18 protein-coding genes are annotated in these 18552 nt (G+C 55.4%); 3 read left to right on the plus strand and 15 right to left on the minus strand.

All coding sequences use genetic code 11. The features are described from left to right. Positions 1 to 8: 8 nt before the first annotated feature. The 15 genes from ABRP31_RS27510 to mnmG all read right to left on the minus strand — a co-directional run bounded on the left by ABRP31_RS27510 (position 9) and on the right by mnmG (position 13984). Entirely contained in the window at positions 9 to 776 is a 768-nt protein-coding gene (locus ABRP31_RS27510; protein WP_349971700.1) for a DeoR family transcriptional regulator, read from the minus strand. Between the two features lie 222 nt (positions 777 to 998). Next, a complete protein-coding gene (gene glmU, locus ABRP31_RS27515; RefSeq protein ID WP_349971702.1) occupies positions 999 to 2366 on the minus strand; it encodes a bifunctional UDP-N-acetylglucosamine diphosphorylase/glucosamine-1-phosphate N-acetyltransferase GlmU in 1368 nt (455 codons plus the stop codon). A gap of 116 nt (positions 2367 to 2482) precedes the next feature. Then, the gene (locus ABRP31_RS27520) at positions 2483 to 2908 is read right to left on the minus strand and encodes a F0F1 ATP synthase subunit epsilon (protein ID WP_027901597.1); all 426 of its coding nucleotides are present in this window, start codon (positions 2906 to 2908) and stop codon (positions 2483 to 2485) included. Positions 2909 to 2952: 44 nt separating this feature from the next. After that, positions 2953 to 4332 carry a F0F1 ATP synthase subunit beta gene (gene atpD, locus ABRP31_RS27525; protein WP_087269412.1) on the minus strand — a complete coding sequence of 460 codons (1380 nt, stop codon included), beginning with the start codon at positions 4330 to 4332 and terminating at the stop codon, positions 2953 to 2955. 27 nt (positions 4333 to 4359) lie between these two features. Beyond that, complete coding sequence (atpG, locus tag ABRP31_RS27530; RefSeq protein ID WP_087269415.1) at positions 4360 to 5220, minus strand: F0F1 ATP synthase subunit gamma; 861 nt, start codon at positions 5218 to 5220, stop codon at positions 4360 to 4362. A gap of 50 nt (positions 5221 to 5270) precedes the next feature. Further along, positions 5271 to 6815: a F0F1 ATP synthase subunit alpha gene (gene atpA / locus ABRP31_RS27535; protein WP_032628510.1), complete on the minus strand. Its 1545-nt coding sequence runs from the start codon at positions 6813 to 6815 to the stop codon at positions 5271 to 5273. A 21-nt stretch (positions 6816 to 6836) separates the two neighbouring features. Continuing rightward, positions 6837 to 7373, minus strand: coding sequence for a F0F1 ATP synthase subunit delta (locus ABRP31_RS27540; RefSeq protein ID WP_027901593.1), 537 nt, complete (start codon positions 7371 to 7373; stop codon positions 6837 to 6839). A 12-nt stretch (positions 7374 to 7385) separates the two neighbouring features. Further along, complete coding sequence (locus ABRP31_RS27545) at positions 7386 to 7856, minus strand: F0F1 ATP synthase subunit B (RefSeq protein WP_087269418.1); 471 nt, start codon at positions 7854 to 7856, stop codon at positions 7386 to 7388. A gap of 57 nt (positions 7857 to 7913) precedes the next feature. Further along, a complete protein-coding gene (gene atpE, locus ABRP31_RS27550; RefSeq protein ID WP_002555987.1) occupies positions 7914 to 8171 on the minus strand; it encodes a F0F1 ATP synthase subunit C in 258 nt (85 codons plus the stop codon). Positions 8172 to 8318: 147 nt separating this feature from the next. Next, entirely contained in the window at positions 8319 to 9188 is an 870-nt protein-coding gene (gene atpB / locus ABRP31_RS27555) for a F0F1 ATP synthase subunit A (RefSeq protein WP_027901591.1), read from the minus strand. 16 nt (positions 9189 to 9204) lie between these two features. Then, complete coding sequence (locus ABRP31_RS27560; RefSeq protein WP_087269420.1) at positions 9205 to 9612, minus strand: F0F1 ATP synthase subunit I; 408 nt, start codon at positions 9610 to 9612, stop codon at positions 9205 to 9207. A 146-nt stretch (positions 9613 to 9758) separates the two neighbouring features. Continuing rightward, positions 9759 to 10631, minus strand: a complete 873-nt coding sequence (locus ABRP31_RS27565) for a ParB/RepB/Spo0J family partition protein (RefSeq protein ID WP_349971703.1) — start codon at positions 10629 to 10631, stop codon at positions 9759 to 9761. 9 nt (positions 10632 to 10640) lie between these two features. Beyond that, complete coding sequence (locus ABRP31_RS27570) at positions 10641 to 11432, minus strand: ParA family protein (RefSeq protein ID WP_087269426.1); 792 nt, start codon at positions 11430 to 11432, stop codon at positions 10641 to 10643. Positions 11433 to 11450: 18 nt separating this feature from the next. Continuing rightward, entirely contained in the window at positions 11451 to 12086 is a 636-nt protein-coding gene (rsmG, locus tag ABRP31_RS27575) for a 16S rRNA (guanine(527)-N(7))-methyltransferase RsmG (protein WP_087269429.1), read from the minus strand. A gap of 5 nt (positions 12087 to 12091) precedes the next feature. Continuing rightward, positions 12092 to 13984: a tRNA uridine-5-carboxymethylaminomethyl(34) synthesis enzyme MnmG gene (gene mnmG / locus ABRP31_RS27580; RefSeq protein WP_349971704.1), complete on the minus strand. Its 1893-nt coding sequence runs from the start codon at positions 13982 to 13984 to the stop codon at positions 12092 to 12094. Positions 13985 to 14519: 535 nt separating this feature from the next. Here mnmG and ABRP31_RS27585 point away from each other — a divergent pair. From ABRP31_RS27585 to ABRP31_RS27595, 3 genes are all read left to right on the plus strand, one after another. Further along, positions 14520 to 15029 carry a sigma-70 family RNA polymerase sigma factor gene (locus ABRP31_RS27585; RefSeq protein ID WP_087269432.1) on the plus strand — a complete coding sequence of 170 codons (510 nt, stop codon included), beginning with the start codon at positions 14520 to 14522 and terminating at the stop codon, positions 15027 to 15029. After that, positions 15026 to 15973, plus strand: a complete 948-nt coding sequence (locus ABRP31_RS27590) for a FecR domain-containing protein (RefSeq protein WP_349971705.1) — start codon at positions 15026 to 15028, stop codon at positions 15971 to 15973. Before ABRP31_RS27585 ends, ABRP31_RS27590 begins: the two co-directional genes overlap by 4 nt. Positions 15974 to 16128: 155 nt before the next feature. Then, positions 16129 to 18519, plus strand: coding sequence for a TonB-dependent siderophore receptor (locus tag ABRP31_RS27595; protein WP_372489244.1), 2391 nt, complete (start codon positions 16129 to 16131; stop codon positions 18517 to 18519). The last annotated feature ends 33 nt before the right edge of the window (positions 18520 to 18552 follow it).

Genomic DNA, 18552 nt, shown 5'->3' on the forward strand with positions numbered 1-18552 from the left:
AGTTTCTCCTAGCTGACAGCGGCACAAATCAGGGTTATGCCGCGGGCTTGTATCTGTTCGCGCGCCTCAAGTGGCAGGCGATCATCAGTAATCAGGGTATGGATACTGCTCCAGGGCAGCTCCAGGTTGGGTATCTTGCGACCTACTTTGTCCGCCTCGACCATCACCACCACCTCTCGGGCAACTTCAGCCATGACGCGGCTCAGCCCCAGCAACTCGTTGAAAGTGGTGGTACCGCGAGCCAGGTCGATGCCATCGGCACCGATGAACAACTGATCAAAATCGTAGGAGCGCAGCACTTGTTCTGCGACCTGCCCCTGGAAAGACTCCGAGTGCGGGTCCCAGGTACCACCAGTCATCAACAGAACAGGCTCTTGCTCCAGTTCGCTCAGCGCACTGGCGACATGCAGAGAGTTGGTCATGACCACCAAGCCCGGCTGCTGGCCGAGTTCGGGGATCAACGCCGCCGTGGTGCTGCCGCTGTCGACGATGATTCGCGCATGCTCCCGAATCCGCTTCACTGCCGCACGGGCGATGGCTTGCTTGTACTTGGAGACGGGCTGCGAGTTCTCGCCAATCAGTTCCTGAGGCAAAGTGATAGCGCCTCCGTAGCGACGCAAAAGCAGGCCATTGCTTTCGAGTGCCGCCAGATCCTTGCGAACCGTAACTTCGGAAGTGTCGAAGCGCTTGGCCAATTCATCTACGCTCACCTCACCCTGCTCGCTGAGCAACGCAAGGATGTTGTGACGTCGTTGAGGTGTATTGCGTTTCGACATGGGAGACTTAAGTTTCGATTCGGAAGATAACGGCGGCAATCAAAACCTATTCGGAGATAGTCGTCAAGCGTTGATGCGCCGACTCTTCGTCAGGCATCACATCAATGGTGGATTTGAAATGCATACTCTGTAGAAGAGCACGGAGGTTACGACGGCCGCAATCGCTGCCTCACGTTGCTCGTGACCTCCTACAGAGAGCAAGTTACCGCTCTGTGGATAACTTCAGTCTTTCTTTATTTTAACCGGGCGCTTCCAGCCTTCGATGTTGCGCTGGCGGGCGCGAGCGACGCCTAACTGTTCGGCCGGAATATCCTGATTGATAGTCGAGCCTGCAGCCGTAGTGGCGCCTGACAAGATATCCACAGGGGCAACCAACGAGTTATTGGAGCCGATGAATACGTCTTCACCAAGCACAGTCTTGTGCTTGTTCGCGCCGTCGTAGTTACAGGTGATCGTACCGGCACCGATGTTAGTGCGCGCGCCGATTTCAGCGTCGCCCAGATAGGTCAGATGCCCGGCCTTGGCACCTTCGCCCAGACGAGCATTCTTGAGCTCTACAAAGTTACCCACATGGGCTTTAGCTCCCAAGACGCTGCCGGGACGCAAACGAGCGAATGGACCGGCGTCGCTGCCCTCGCCCATGATTGCGCCGTCCAGATGACTGTTGGCCTTAACCACCACACCTTTGCGCAAGGTGCTGTCTTTGATCACGCAGTTCGGGCCAATGACCACGTCATCTTCAATGATGACCCGGCCTTCGAGGATGACGTTGATGTCGATAAGCACATCGCGCCCCACTGTCACGTCGCCGCGCACATCAAAACGGGCCGGATCGCGCAGCGTTACGCCCAGCGCCATCAAGCGTCGAGCTTCGCGCAGCTGATAGTGACGCTCCAGCTCAGCCAGTTGTTTGCGGTCGTTGGCACCTTGAACTTCCATGGCGTCATGAGGCTGCTCAGTAGCAACCACCAGACCATCATTAACTGCCATGGCGATCACATCAGTCAGGTAATACTCGCCTTGAGCGTTGTTGTTCGATAGTCGTCCCAGCCAGTCAGCCAGGCGCTTGCCTGGGACAGCGAGAATACCTGTGTTGCCTTCGTTAATAGCCTTCTGGGCTTCTGTCGCGTCTTTGTGCTCGACGATGGCACGCACGCGGTTCTGCTCGTCGCGCACGATGCGGCCGTAACCGGTTGGATCGTCAAGGTTGACGGTCAGCAGACCCAGCTGTTCGCCATTGACCTGCTTCAACAGGCGCTGCAGCGTTTCAACTTCAATGAGCGGCACATCGCCGTAGAGAATCAGCACGGTTTCGGCGGTCAACTCCGGCAGTGCCTGAGCCACAGCGTGTCCTGTGCCCAACTGCTTGTCTTGCATGACGAAATTCAGATCGTCGGCGGCCAAACGCTCACGGACGATATCCGCACCATGACCAATCACCACGTGGATGCGCTGCGGCGATAATTGCCGAGCGCTGTGGATAACATGGCCAAGCATGGAGTCACCGGCAACTGGGTGCAGAACTTTCGGGAGTGCCGAGCGCATGCGAGTGCCTTGGCCTGCCGCGAGAATTACGATATCAAGAGACATGGGATTTCCAACTGAGGCGCGCCGCGTCACTTATCCACAAGCGTCGGCAGATCCTGAAAAAAGAAAAAGGGTAGCCGAGGCTACCCTTTTTCTCAATCGCGCAGAAGACGACGGGGTTAGCCGCCGAACTTCTTGCGAATTTGCTGAACGGTACGCAGCTGGGCTGCGGCCTCGGCCAGACGAGCAGTCGCAGATCCGTAATCGAAATCTGCGCCTTTTTCGTTCAGGGCCTTCTCGGCTGCCTTTACGGCCGCCTGAGCAGAGGCTTCGTCCAGGTCATCAGCACGTTGCACAGTGTCGGCAAGCACCTTGACCATGTTCGGTTGAACCTCGAGGAAACCACCCGAGATGTAAAACACCTCGGCTGCTCCGCCCTGCTTGATCAAGCGGATCGGACCTGGTTTCAGATCAGTGATCAGCGGCGCGTGGCCTGGAGCGATACCGATATCACCCAGGTTACCGTGCGCAATCACCATCTCGACCAGACCGGAGAAAATTTCTCCTTCCGCGCTGACGATATCGCAATGGACTGTTATAGCCATTTGCTTGCCTCGACCTGATTAGCGCCCGTTGCCGGGCGCTGGGATTACAGTTTCTTGGCTTTCTCGATCGCTTCTTCGATGCCGCCGACCATGTAGAACGCTTGTTCTGGCAGGTGGTCGTAGTCACCGTTGAGGATGCCTTTGAAGCCAGCAATGGTGTCTTTCAGGGAAACGTATTTACCCGATGCACCAGTGAAGACTTCAGCCACGAAGAACGGTTGCGACAGGAAGCGCTGGATCTTACGAGCACGGTTAACCAACTGTTTGTCAGTCTCCGACAGCTCGTCCATACCCAGGATCGCAATGATGTCCTTCAGTTCTTTGTAGCGCTGCAACACGTACTGAACGCCGCGAGCGGTGTCGTAGTGTTCCTGGCCGATAACGTTCGGGTCCAGCTGGCGCGAAGTCGAATCCAGTGGATCTACCGCTGGGTAGATACCCAGGGAGGCGATGTCACGGGACAGTACAACGGTCGCGTCCAAGTGGGCAAACGTGGTCGCTGGCGACGGGTCAGTCAAGTCATCCGCTGGTACGTATACGGCCTGGATGGAAGTGATCGAACCGTTTTTGGTGGAAGTGATGCGCTCTTGCAGAGTACCCATCTCTTCAGCCAGGGTCGGCTGGTAACCTACTGCGGAAGGCATACGGCCCAGCAGTGCGGATACTTCAGTACCGGCCAGTGTGTAACGGTAGATGTTGTCGACGAACAGCAGAACGTCGTTACCTTCGTCACGGAACTTCTCGGCCATGGTCAGGCCAGTCAGTGCTACGCGCAGACGGTTACCCGGCGGCTCGTTCATCTGACCGTAAACCAGTGCCACTTTGTCCAGAACGTTGGAATCCTTCATCTCGTGGTAGAAGTCGTTACCCTCACGAGTACGCTCACCCACACCGGCGAACACGGAATAACCGCTGTGCTCGATGGCGATGTTACGGATCAGTTCCATCATGTTTACGGTTTTGCCTACACCGGCACCACCGAACAGACCGACTTTACCACCCTTGGCGAACGGGCAAACCAGGTCGATAACCTTGATGCCTGTTTCCAGCAGATCGTTGCCACCAGCCTGTTCAGCGAAGGACGGCGCAGCACGGTGAATGCCCCAGCGTTCTTCGGTGTCGATCGGGCCAGCTTCGTCGATCGGGTTGCCCAGCACGTCCATGATCCGGCCCAGAGTCGCTTTACCGACTGGTACGGAGATGGCTTTGCCAGAGTCTGAAACTTCCAGACCACGCTTCAAGCCCTCGGTGGAGCCCATCGCAATGGTACGAACCACGCCGTCGCCCAGCTGCTGCTGAACTTCCAGGGTGGTCCCTGCCGCGCTTTTGACTTCCAGCGCGTTGTAGATGCTCGGTACGCTATCGCGTGGGAATTCCACGTCGATCACGGCGCCGATGATTTGAACGATACGTCCGCTACTCATTAGCTGGTTCCTCTAATATTTGAACCGTTAAACCGCGGCAGCGCCGCCGACGATTTCCGAGATCTCTTGGGTGATCGCTGCCTGACGCGCCTTGTTGTAGATCAGCTGCAAATCACTGATCAAATCACCGGCGTTGTCTGTGGCGTTCTTCATCGCGATCATCCGCGCTGCTTGTTCAGCTGCGTTGTTCTCGACCACCGCCTGGTACACCTGCGACTCAACGTAGCGAACCATCAAGCCGTCAAGCAGCTCTTTGGCATCGGGTTCGTAGAGATAGTCCCAGTGGTGCTTGAGTTTCTGATCCGGGGTTGCCACCAGCGGAATCAATTGCTCCACTGTTGGCTGCTGGGTCATGGTGTTGATGAACTTGTTGGATACCACGGACAGGCGATCAATACGGCCATCCAGGTAGGCATCCAGCATCACCTTGACGCTGCCGATCAAATCATTGATCGACGGCTCTTCGCCCAAGTGGCTGATCGCAGCGACGACGTTACCGCCGAAGTTGCGGAAAAATGCCGCACCTTTGCTGCCAACCACGCACAGATCGATCTCTACGCCGTTTTCACGGTTTACCGCCATGTCCTTGACCAGAGCCTTGAACAGGTTGGTATTCAAGCCACCGCACAGACCACGGTCACTGCTCACTACGACATAGCCGACACGCTTTACAGCGCGCTCGACCATGAACGGGTGGCGGTATTCCGGGTTAGCGTTGGCAAGATGACCAATCACCTGGCGGATGCGCTCCGCGTAAGGACGGCTAGCAGCCATGCGCATTTGAGCCTTGCGCATTTTGCTGACCGCCACTTTTTCCATGGCGCTGGTGATCTTTTGCGTGCTTTTGATGCTCGCAATCTTGCTGCGAATCTCTTTTGCGCCTGCCATGTAACACCTATCAGGTTAGCAAGCGGGAGCCTTGCGGCCCCCGCTGCGGCTTACCAGGTTTGGGTGGCCTTGAACTTCTCGATACCGGCTTTCATGCCAGCGTCGATTTCGTCATTGAAGTCACCCTTCACGTTGATCTTCGCCATCAAATCGGCGTGATCGCGGTTGAAGTAAGCAATCAGCGCTTGTTCAAAGCTGCCAATCTTGGCGATTTCGATGTCGGTCAGGAACCCACGCTCAGCGGCATACAGCGACAGCGCCATGTCAGCAATCGACATTGGTGCGTATTGCTTCTGCTTCATCAGCTCGGTAACGCGCTGACCATGCTCAAGTTGCTTACGGGTCGCTTCGTCCAGGTCAGAAGCAAACTGGGCAAATGCTGCCAGTTCACGGTACTGAGCCAGAGCGGTACGGATACCACCGGAGAGCTTCTTGATGATCTTGGTCTGAGCGGCACCACCCACACGGGATACCGAAACACCGGCGTTCACTGCTGGACGGATGCCAGAGTTGAACATGGCCGATTCCAGGAAGATCTGACCGTCGGTGATGGAAATCACGTTGGTCGGAACGAACGCGGAAACGTCGCCAGCCTGAGTTTCGATGATCGGCAATGCGGTCAGGGAACCGGTTTTGCCGGTCACTGCGCCGTTGGTGAACTTCTCTACGTACTCTTCGGAAACACGCGATGCGCGCTCCAGCAGACGGGAGTGGAGATAGAACACGTCGCCTGGGTAAGCTTCACGGCCTGGTGGACGGCGCAGCAGCAGGGAAATCTGGCGGTAAGCCACTGCTTGCTTGGACAGATCGTCATAAACGATCAGCGCGTCTTCACCGCGGTCGCGGAAGAATTCACCCATGGTGCAACCCGAGTACGGTGCAAGGAATTGCAGCGCAGCGGATTCAGAAGCACTTGCAGCCACGACGATGGTGTTAGCCAGTGCGCCGTTTTCTTCGAGCTTGCGAACAACGTTGGCGATGGTCGATTGTTTCTGACCGATTGCTACGTATACGCAGAAGATGCCGCTGTCTTTCTGGTTGATGATCGCGTCGATGGCCAGAGCGGTTTTACCGATCTGACGGTCACCGATGATCAGCTCACGCTGGCCACGGCCGACTGGAATCATGGCATCGACAGCCTTGTAGCCAGTCTGTACAGGCTGGTCTACCGACTTACGCCAGATCACGCCTGGAGCAACTTTCTCGACCGCATCGGTCTCGGTGTTGTTCAGCGGACCTTTGCCGTCAACTGGGTTACCCAGTGCGTCGACTACGCGACCCAGCAGTTCCTTACCAACCGGAACTTCGAGGATGCGGCCAGTGCACTTGGCGCTCATGCCTTCAGCCAGAGTCGTGTATGCGCCCAGTACCACAGCACCTACAGAGTCTTGCTCAAGGTTCAGCGCCATACCGTAGACGCCGCCCGGAAACTCGATCATCTCGCCGTACATTACGTCGGCCAGACCGTGAATCCGCACGATGCCGTCAGATACGCTGACGACAGTGCCTTCGTTACGGGCTTGGGAGGTTACATCGAGCTTGTCGATGCGACCCTTGATGATTTCACTTATTTCGGAAGGATTGAGTTGCTGCATTGCTCTGCTGCCCCTTCAAACTCAAGATTTCAATGCTTCGGCTAGTTGCGCGAGTTTGCCGCGAACTGAGCCATCGATAACCAGGTCGCCGGCGCGGATTACGACACCACCGATAAGGGTGGCATCCTCCGCAGCATGCAGGCGCACTTCCCGGCCGAGCCGTGCACTGAGAACCTTGGCGAGTTTGTCTTGCTGTTCTTGGTTCAATGCAAAAGCACTGGTGACATCCACATCGACCGATTTTTCCTGCTCGGCCTTGTACAGGTCGAACAGTTCGGCGATCTCCGGCAGAAGCGGGAGACGGTCGTTTTCAGCAACGACGTGAATGAAATTCTGTGCCTTGGCATCGAACTTGTCGCCACACACTTCAATAAAAGTGGTGGCCTTGTCTGCGCTCGTCAGTCGCGGGGCCTTGAGTACGCGCTGCATGGTGTCGTCTTGCGACACTGCTGCAGCCAGGCCGAGCATGGCTGACCAATTGGCCAGTTGCTGGTGGGCCTGGGCGTGCTCGAAGGCTGCCTTAGCGTAAGGTCGGGCCAACGTGGTCAGTTCTGCCATGATCGCCCTCGCTTAAATTTCAGCAGCCAGTTTATTAACCAGCTCCGCGTGCGCGTTTTGATCGATTGTGGCACCCAGGATCTTCTCGGCACCGCCGACTGCCAGGCTACCCAATTGGGCGCGCAGCGCGTCTTTGACGCCGTTCAATTCCTGTTCGATCTCGGCCTGAGCCTGAGCCTTCACACGGTCAGCTTCGACGCGAGCCTGTTCACGGGCTTCGTCAACAATCTGAGTACCGCGTTTCTTGGCTTGCTCAATGATCTCGGCTGCCTGAGTTTTAGCTTCGCGCAGTTGATGACCCACTTTCTCTTGGGCCAACTCCAGGTCGCGAGCTGCTCGGCTGGCAGCGTCCAGTCCATCCGCGATCTTCTTCTGACGTTCGTGCAAAGCCGTAATGACCGGAGGCCAAACGTACTTCATGCAGAACAGCACAAAAATGAAGAACGCAACGGACTGGCCAATCAGGGTTGCATTAATGTTCACGCCAACACCTCGCTCGTTCGTTGTCCATCACACCAATCACCTCGAAGAATCGAGAGATTAGCCAGCGAGTTGACCAACGAAGGGGTTCGCAAAGGTGAAGAACAGAGCGATACCAACACCGATCATGGTTACGGCGTCGAGCAGACCGGCAACGATGAACATTTTAACCTGCAGCATTGGAACCATTTCTGGCTGGCGAGCTGCGCCTTCCAGGAATTTGCCGCCCAACAGGCCGAAGCCGATTGCAGTACCCAGTGCGCCCAGGCCGATCAACAGTGCAACAGCGATAGCGGTTAGACCAACTACAGTTTCCATCTTTCCTCCCGACTTTTACGTCGTATTGGTTAGGTTTTCTTAGATTAAAGCGGTAAAACAAATCGTTTTACATCAGCCCTTGCGGTTTCCCGCTTGCGGCCTCCTCTCGCCGAAGCGAGAGGTACATCCAGACGCGCCAGGCGAGTCTTAATGGTTATCTTCGTGAGCCATCGACAGATACACGATGGTCAGCATCATGAAGATGAACGCCTGCAAGGTGATGATCAGGATGTGGAATACAGCCCACGCCCATTGCAGAACCACGCCCAGGCCGCTGAGCCAGAGCAGGCCGCTGCCGAACATGACGGCGATCAGGATAAATACCAGCTCGCCAGCGTACATGTTGCCGAACAGACGCAGTGCCAACGAAATCGGTTTGGCAATCAGAGTCACGAATTCAAGCAGGAAGTTCACCGGAATCAACAGCGCCTGAACAAAAATGTTCTTGCTGCCGAACGGGTGCAGGGTCAGTTCGCCGATGAAGCCGCCGATGCCCTTGACCTTGATGCTGTAGAAAATGATCAGCGCGAAGACCGACAGAGCCATGCCAAGCGTGGCGTTAGGGTCAGTGGTCGAAACAGCGCGGAAAGGAATGTGCGAATCGCCCGAGATCAGGATCGCCAACTGAGGAATCCAGTCAACTGGAACCAGGTCGACGGCGTTCATCAGGAACACCCAGACGAAAATGGTCAGCGCCAGCGGTGCAATCACCGGGCTACGACCGTGGAAGCTGTCCTTCACGCTGCCGTCTACGAAGTCGACCAGCACTTCAACGAAGTTCTGCAGCGCGCCCGGTTGACCAGAAGTTGCCTTCTTGGCGGCCATACGGAAAATCAGGACAAAAATCAGACCCAGGGCAACAGACCAGCCGAGAGTATCGACGTGGAAAGCCCAAAAGCCCATTTCCTTCGCTTCTGCAGCGGTGTGGGCAAAACCCCAGCCGCCATCTGGTAACTGACCGAAAGTCAGGTTCTGCAAGTGGTGCTGGATATAGCCCGAAGCTGTTTGCTCTGCCATGTGTGCCTCAAACGCCCTAAGGTCTCGAAAGTCTTGTTCTCATCAGCAGGGGAGCGAACCAATTGACCACCTGGATCAACATGAACACGCCGAATACCGCTATCGGCGCCAATGGCTTCACACCTGCAAAGGTCAATGCAAAAAGCACTGCCGTAAAAATCAGTTTGCCCGCCTCGCCGGCATAAAATGACCGGACTATGGCTTGCGCTGCTCTAGCCCCGGAAAACCGGAAAGCCTTATGAGCAAAGTACAAATTGGGCAGCCAGGCTATCAGGCCTCCGCACAGCCCCGAATATCCGGCTACGACTCCATGCCACTGCCACAGCGCCAGGGCTGCCAGCAGCAGGACAATAAATTGAGCCAGCAGTACCGGGAAAACCGCCAGTCGATGGAACGGCAAGCGGTTTGGCATGCGTGTCTCCATCACTACTGCTCCTCGTGCGTCGGCCGCCAAAATCAATAACTTGGCATAATTTGTGCCGACAAAATGCGCGCAGAGTATAGGGGCGGTTCAGCCCCTATTCAACCTTCAGGTAGTGATTTCCGACTACACGCTACAGTGCAATTGTTTCAGCGGATGTGGGCAAGCACACCCTGGAGCTCATCCAGCGAGTTATACCGGATCACTAACTGACCTTTGCCCTTCTGCCCATGACGAATTTGCACCGCAGAGCCCAGCCGCTCGGCGAGACGCTGTTCGAGTCGACTGATATCCGGATCGGTCTTGGCCGGCTCGGCAGCCGCAGGTTTTCCACTCAACCACTGGCGTACGAGCGCTTCCGTCTGGCGAACCGTGAGACCACGTGCGACAACATGTCGCGCCCCTTCCACCTGCTGATCTTCAGGCAAACCGAGCAGTGCACGAGCGTGACCCATTTCCAGGTCGCCGTGGGACAGCATGGTTTTGATCACATCCGGTAACGCAATCAGGCGCAGCAGGTTGGCAACACTGACTCGTGACTTGCCGACCGCGTCGGCAACTTGCTGCTGGGTAAGCTGAAATTCATGCTGCAAACGTTGTAAAGCGACTGCTTCTTCGATGGGGTTGAGATCTTCGCGCTGAATATTCTCGATCAGCGCCATGGCGATAGCGGTTTCATCCGGCACATCGCGGACCATCGCCGGGATGGTTTCCATCGCGGCTTGCTGGCTCGCACGCCAGCGACGCTCACCGGCAATGATCTCAAAACGGTTATCACCGATCGGACGCACCACAATCGGTTGCATGACACCCTGGGCCTTGATCGATTGGGCAAGCTCTTCGAGCGCCTGAGGATCCATGTCCCGACGTGGCTGATACTTGCCGCGCTGAATCAGGTCCAGCGGGATGTGCTGCAGTTCACGCTGATCGGCCTTGACGGCTTGTTCTTCGAGGGAACTGACGGTTGGACTGCTCAGAAGTGCGTCCAGCCCACGTCCGAGACCTCTTTTCTTGACGGCCATGGGATTTCCTTAAGTTGGCTGAGCTGTGCGCGAACCGCGCCGTTGACGACGAACCATTTCCCCTGCCAGAGCAAGGTAGGCCAATGCACCACGGGAACTCTTGTCGTAAGCCAGAACCGGCATACCGAAACTCGGTGCCTCGGCCAGACGTATGTTGCGCGGGATGACGGTGTCGTACAGCTGTTCGCCAAAATGCTCTTTGAGCTGCGCAGATACGTCGTTGATCAGACTTAAACGCGGGTCGTACATGGTGCGCAGCAAACCCTCTATTTTCAGAGCCGGATTGAGCAGTTCACCAATGCGCTTGATGTTATCCACAAGGTCACTGAGACCTTCCAGAGCGAAATATTCGCACTGCATGGGGATAATTACTCCGTCTGCAGCAACCAACGCATTCAACGTCAGCATCGACAATGACGGCGGGCAGTCGATCAGGATGTAATCGTAGTTTTCGCGGATCGGCGCCAGCGCGTTGCGCAGACGGCTTTCCTTCATCTTCATTTCGAGCAGGTTAACTTCGGCCGCCGTCAGATCGCGGTTGGCCGGGAGCAGTTGATAACCGCCATGCTCGGAAAACTGGATCGCCTCATTCAGGTCGCATTCGCCAATCAGCAGGTCATAGACCGAGTTTTCCAGGGCGTGTTTATCCACACCGCTGCCCATCGTGGCGTTGCCCTGAGGGTCGAGATCGATCAGCAGCACGCGGCGCTTGGTGGCAACCAGCGATGCTGCGAGGTTGATACAGGTGGTGGTTTTACCCACACCACCTTTTTGGTTCGCAATCGCGAATACCTTAGCCATGCTTGCTTGGGTTCCCAGTCATGCCGTGCGGCGCAGTATCAGCAGATGGCGTTGGCCTTGGCAACCAGGTACGGTCAAGGCTTGTGCGCTATCCACTTTAAAATCTGCGGGCAATGCTACCAGTTCATCGGTCGGATGCAGGCCTTTCATCGCCAGCCATCGCGTATTGGTGTCGCCCATGTGGCGAGTCCACCCAGTAAAGTCTTCCAGGCTACTGAACGCACGGGAAACGATCCCGGTAAACGGCAACTCCGGATGAAAGGACTCGGCGCGGCTGTGGATAACTTCGACGTTATCCAGCTTGAGCTCGAGTTTGACCTGAGTCTGAAACCGGGTTTTCTTGCCGTTGCTGTCCAGGAGCGTGATTTTCATCTCCGGAAACATGATGGCCAGCGGAATACCAGGCATTCCCCCGCCACTTCCCACATCCAGCCAGCGCTCGCCTTCGACGAAAGGCACCACGCTCAAACTGTCGAGCAAGTGGCGTGAAACCATTTCGTCTGGATTACGCACAGCGGTCAGGTTGTAGGCCTTGTTCCATTTGATCAAAAGGGCCAGGTAAGCCAGCAGTTGCGAGTGCTGGCTTTCGCTGAGTTTTACACCCAGTTCCTGAGCGCCTCGGGATAACTCTTCGGCGTGTTGCGGGGTGACCATAGAACTCAAGCGCTTTGCTCCAACTGACGGCCCGCGCCGCGTTTTTTCAGGTGAATCATCAACAGGGAAATTGCTGCAGGCGTAACGCCCGGGATTCGAGAAGCTTGTCCTAGCGTTTCAGGACGAGTTATCCCCAGCTTGCTCTGGATCTCTTTCGACAGGCCGGAAATGGTCGTGTAATCGATGTCTTCAGGCAATTTTGTATCTTCACTCGCGCGCAGCCTGGTGATTTCATCCAGCTGGCGGTCAATGTAACCCGCGTATTTGGCCTTGATCTCGACTTGTTCAGCCACTTGCGGATCAGGGCTGCCGTGACCCGTAATGGAAACCAGACTTGCATAGTCGATTTCCGGGCGGGTCAACAGGTTGAGCAAGTTGTATTCATGAGTCAACGGTGTGCCGAAATGACTGGAAATGGCTTCGCCCTGCTCAGTACCCGGACGGACCCAGGTACTTTTCAGACGTTGCTCTTCCAGTTCGATGTTTTCGCGCTTGGTGCAGAACGCAGCCCAACGTTGATCGTCGACCAGACCCAGTTCTCGGCCCTTTTCGGTCAGGCGCAAATCGGCGTTGTCTTCACGCAGAATCAGGCGGTATTCGGCACGGGAAGTGAACATCCGGTACGGCTCTTGGGTACCCAGGGTAATCAAGTCATCCACGAGCACACCGATGTACGCCTCATCACGTCGCGGGCACCAGCTTTCCTTGCCCTGCGCACGCAAGGCCGCGTTGGTTCCGGCCAGCAAACCTTGCGCACCGGCTTCTTCGTAACCGGTGGTGCCGTTGATTTGTCCTGCGAAAAACAAACCGCCGATGACCTTGGTTTCCAGGCTGTACTTCAGATCGCGAGGATCGAAGTAGTCATATTCGATCGCATAGCCAGGACGCACGATGTGGGCATTTTCCATACCGCGTATCGAACGGACGATCTGTAATTGCACGTCAAATGGCAGCGAAGTCGAGATGCCGTTCGGATACAGCTCATGCGTCGTCAAACCTTCAGGCTCGATGAAGACCTGATGGCTTTCCTTGTCGGCAAATCGATGAATCTTGTCTTCGATCGATGGGCAGTAACGTGGACCCACACCTTCGATAACACCGGAATACATGGGCGAACGATCGAGGTTGGCCGCAATGATTTCGTGAGTCCGGGCGTTGGTGTGAGTGATCCAGCAACTGACCTGCGATGGATGTTGTTCCTTGGAGCCCATGAACGACATGACAGGAATCGGTGTGTCACCCGGTTGCTCTGTCATCACCGAGAAATCGACCGAGCGGCCATCGATGCGCGGGGGGGTACCGGTTTTCAGACGACCCACTCGCAACGGCAATTCACGTAGACGATGAGCCAGCGCGATTGATGGCGGATCACCTGCGCGACCGCCCGAATAATTCTGCATACCGATGTGGATAAGTCCACCCAGGAACGTACCCGTTGTCAGGACCACCGCATCAGCCATGAACCGCAGGCCCATTTGGGTCACAACACCACGTACTTCGTCCTGCTCAACGATCAAGTCATCACAGGCCTGCTGAAATACCCACAGGTTCGGTTGGTTTTCGATTGTTTCGCGAATAGCTGCTTTGTACAGAACACGATCAGCCTGGGCACGAGTTGCCCGTACTGCCGGGCCCTTGCGACTGTTCAACACACGGAACTGGATACCACCTTTGTCCGTGGCCATAGCCATAGCGCCGCCCAAGGCGTCGATTTCCTTGACCAGGTGGCTTTTACCAATGCCACCAATAGCCGGGTTACAGCTCATCTGACCCAGTGTTTCCACGTTGTGGGTCAGCAAAAGGGTTTTTACACCCATACGTGCCGACGCCAGTGCGGCCTCGGTACCGGCATGACCGCCACCGATGACGATCACTTCAAAACGGGAAGGGAAATCCACCACGCACCTCGTGCCTGTTCTAGATGGGAAATTGGGATAGCTGACAAGTATAGGGACTTCACCCCCCTTAAAGGAACCCGTTGCACAAAATTTAACCAGCTGTGGAAAAGTCTCAGATATAGAAATTAAAAAGAAAGAAGATTTATAAAACCTTATTTTAAATGCTATTTATACTGAGCATCATTTCTGTGGATAGATTGCTGTAGACCATATATTTCAATGTGTACAGAGAATCAAAACACTGTGATCATCTGCTCCGGAGGGGTTGGGATAACCGGCATAAGCCTGTGGATTAAATGGGTACTTGTCCACAGAGGGGGTTATGCGCAGTTTTCAAGCCCACTTATCAACGGGGCTAAGGCGGCCTTATCCACAGAGCTTAAGTCACTGGTTTTTGTTGATTGGGCGGTAAATAGAGATAGACCCGCGAGGAAATGGATGTGGCTTTGATGAATCCGACCTGATGGGGACGCTATTGTGGGATGTCGAAACAAAAGCTAATAATAGCCATTATCATTAACTCCCGATTGCTCTTATGCCCTCTCACTCCCATACGACAGCTGTCCAGCGTATCTATGAGCAGCATCACTCGTGGTTGCATGGTTGGCTCAGAACACGGCTATCCAATGCCTGCGATGCTGCCGATGTGGCTCATGACACGTTTGTGCGGATTCTCGGCGCAGCTAATGCCACGCAGATTCGCGAGCCTCGCGACTATCTCGCTACCGTTGCCCGGGGTCTTGTCATTGATCGATACCGACGAAGATCAATCGAGCTGGCTTATCAGCAGGCAATGGCTGAGCGGCCGCAGCACACAGTAATCAGTGAGGAAGACAAGGCTCTGATTATCGAAACTCTGGTGGCTGTGGATAAGGCATTGGATGATCTGGGCTCACGCACGAAGCGAATCTTCATGCTTTCGCAGACAGAGGGGCTGACTTATCAACAGATCGCCCTTGAGTTGAAGGTTTCACTGACCACTGTGAAGAAACACATGATTCGGGCTTTCACTGAGTGTTCGTTACTCATGGCCCAAATGTCATGAGCGTGTCCCCAGACCGCAAAGTCTTTGAAGCGGCCGCGAGTTGGTTTGTGCAGTTTCAAAGCGAGCCCCCTACTCAGATAGAAGAGGCTGCCTGGCGGCAGTGGCTGGAAAGCAATCCAGCTCATCGGATTGCCTGGCAGCAAATGGAGCAATTGCAGCGCAACCTCGGCAACATGCCTGCGCACCTCACGCGTAGAGCCCTTTCCAAACCGCAGCAACGCCGTCAGGTTCTCAAATTACTGCTTGCAGTGGCGGGCACCGGATATCTTGGGTGGAATATCCAGCAACATACGGCCCTCAAAAATGTAATGGCTGACTACCGAACCCCAGTTGGTCGGCGCCAGCATGTCGAATTGGCCGATGGCAGCCAGATAGAACTCAATACGGATTCGGCCATAGATGTGGTGTTCGACAGCCATCAGCGACTCGTCCGATTGCGTGCCGGGGAAATCCTGGTTCGTACCGGAAAGCAGGGAGATACGCGGCCCTTTTATGTCGAGACTCAACAAGGACGAGTTCAGGCTCTTGGCACTCGGTTTTCGGTTCGACAGCTGGAAAACACTACCCGCGTGGGTGTTCTGGAAGATCAAGTGCGCATTGTTCCCGCTGTTTCTGACGGTACTCCGCGGCTACTCAGCGCTGGTCAAGGCGCTGACTTTAATAACAGTGAAATAAGTCCAAGCCGTATTTATCCACAGACTGCCGCAGCCTGGGCAGACGGGCAGTTGATTGTGCTCAACGAACCCTTGGGCAATGTCATCAATGAGCTCGCACGCTATCGTTCCGGTGTCATGCAATGTGATGAGCAGGCTGCAAAATTGCGCGTATCCGGTGCTTTCCGGCTTGATGCAACTGACGCTGCCCTGGCCAATCTTCAGGCAAGCCTGCCCATCCAGGTTCGTTATTTCACCCGCTATTGGGTTTCGATCAAACGAACAGGCTGATGCCTGCTCACGAAAAAAAGTTGAGTAAGGGTTATCTTTTTTGATTCAGGCGCGGCCCTACAGGTGAACGCACATTCCACCACCTCAGGGTCTACAACAAAATGCGCTTGCCGCCCCTTCCGCTTCAAACCCGACGACACTTGTCCCGCCGATGCATGAGCTATGGCCTATTGCTGACCAGTGGTTTTAGTATCGCAATGTTGCCTGGCAGTGTTTTCGCGGCAGCGGCTTCCCAGATCTACAGCATTGCTGCGGGCCCTTTGGACAGTGCTTTGAACCAGTTCGCTTCGGCCTCCAACGTGACTCTGTCGTTCTCCCCTGCTCAAACCGCTAGCTTGCGAAGTGCCGGGCTTCAGGGGACGTACTCGGTTGAAGAGGGTTTTGCCATACTCTTGCAGGGTTCGAAACTGCAGGTCGCGACACAAGCCCCCGGAAGTTACATCCTCGAGCCGATCCCGAATAACGGCTCTGTACTGTTAGCTCCAACGGCTATCAACAGCATGTTATCCACAGGCATCGAATCCCCCTTGCCCGATCGCGGCTACAAGGCAGAGACGAGTCGTGCCGGGACCAAGACCAGTACGCCGCTTTCCGAAACGCCGCGTTCTGTTTCAGTCGTCACGGCCCAGCGCCTGAAAGACCAGAAGACTCAAACTCTGACGGAAGCGTTGGGTTATGTGCCGGGTATCTTCGCGCCGCCTTTTGCCGCTGGGGATAATCTGGCGGGGGATCTTTTCTTTATCCGTGGTTTTAACGCCACCGACTACGGTTACGGCTTGATGCGAGATGGTTTGCGTGTACAAGGAAATCGTTACGACACCACCACAGAGCCTTATGGACTCGAGCGGGTCGAGATCTTTCGTGGGCCTTCGTCGATTCTTTACGGTGAAAACGCGCCGGGCGGGCTGGTCAATGTGGTGAGCAAGCGGCCTACCGCCGACTCTCAAGGCGAGGTTCAGCTCAGCTATGGTTCAAACAACCGTCGGCAATTGGGTGTGGATATATCCGGGCCGCTGGATGAGACCGGCAATATTCTTGGTCGCGTCGTCATGCTTGGCCGCAATGCAGATACACAAACTGATCATGTTCCTGATGACCGGATGTACATCGCGCCTTCACTGACCTTGAATTTCGATGACTACAACAGCTTGACCCTTCTGGGCAGCTACCAGAAGGACCACACCAACATGGAGCTGGGCCTTCCTGCTGCAGGGACGTTGCTGCGCAACCCGAATGGCAAGCTGGACAAGGACACCATGCTTGGCGTGCCGGACTGGAACACTTTCGAGCGCGAGATGTGGAGCGCCGGCTATGAATTCAGTCACAGCTTCAACGACGATTGGCAGTTCAGGCAGAACTCACGCTACATGCAGTCGCGGATTACTCGTCATGAAACCTGGCCGGGTAACCTCAATAACGGCGGTTACGGCACGTTGTTGAACGTCACGGCCTACGATCGCTATAACAAATCGATGGTCTACTCACTGGATAATCAGCTGGAAGGAAAATTCAGTACTGGCGGGCTGGAAAACACGGTGCTGTTTGGTGCCAGCTTTGACCGTACCTCGTTCAGCCAGGACTGGAACGCCGGTGCTGCGGGTAGTATCAACATCTTCGATCCGATTTATACACAGGATCCTGTGACTTCAATTGCAGTGCAAAACACTCTGCTGGAACAACAGATGCAAGGCCTCTATGGGCAGATCCAGAGCAAGTACGACAATTGGATAGTCTTGCTTGGAGGCCGGCAGGACTGGGTAGACAGTGATTTCCGCAACAAACTGGCGCCCGGCGGCGACATCAGCTCCAGCGACAAGAAATTCACCTGGCAGGGCGGCGTCATGTACCAGTTCGACAACGGTTTTACGCCGTATGTCAGCTACTCAACTGCGTTCGTACCCGTGCAGCAGATATCCAACGGTGGAACACCGCTCGACCCGATCACCAGTAGCCAGTACGAAGTAGGCTTCAAATACGAACCTGTGGGCTGGAACACCGCTATTACGGCCTCGATCTATGACCTGCGCAAACAAGACGACACCTACTTTGATTCGGTAACGTCCAGCTATCGCCAAGTCGGTGAAAGTCGCTCCAAGGGCGTGGAGCTTGAGGTCAACAGTGACGTCAATGAGAACCTCAACCTAACGGCATCGTATTCCTACACCGATGCCCGTGTAACCAAGGACGCCGCGGGATCATTGATCGAAGGCCATCAGATAACTGGTGTGCCGCGTAATCAGGCGTCCGCCTGGGCCAAGTATCGTTTCCTTGATGGATACCTCAATGGCTTCCACGTGGGGGCGGGCATACGCTATTTCGACAGCGCATTCTCATACACACCAGCGGCGCTGTACGGCAAGCTAGATGCTGGCGACGTTACTCTGGTGGACGCAAACGTTGGCTACCAGATCGACAAGCATTGGTCGGTGGACGTAAACGCCAAGAACCTGTTCGATAAGGAATACGTCTCAGGTTGCAACGATGCGGGCCGCTGCTATTGGGGCGACAGCCGTACGTTGCTAGGCACGGTCAGCTACAACTGGTAAGTCTGTGGATATCCTGGCCATTGGAGTTATCCC

The sequence above is a fragment of the Pseudomonas caspiana genome (assembly GCF_040224095.2).
Lineage (GTDB): Bacteria > Pseudomonadota > Gammaproteobacteria > Pseudomonadales > Pseudomonadaceae > Aquipseudomonas > Aquipseudomonas caspiana.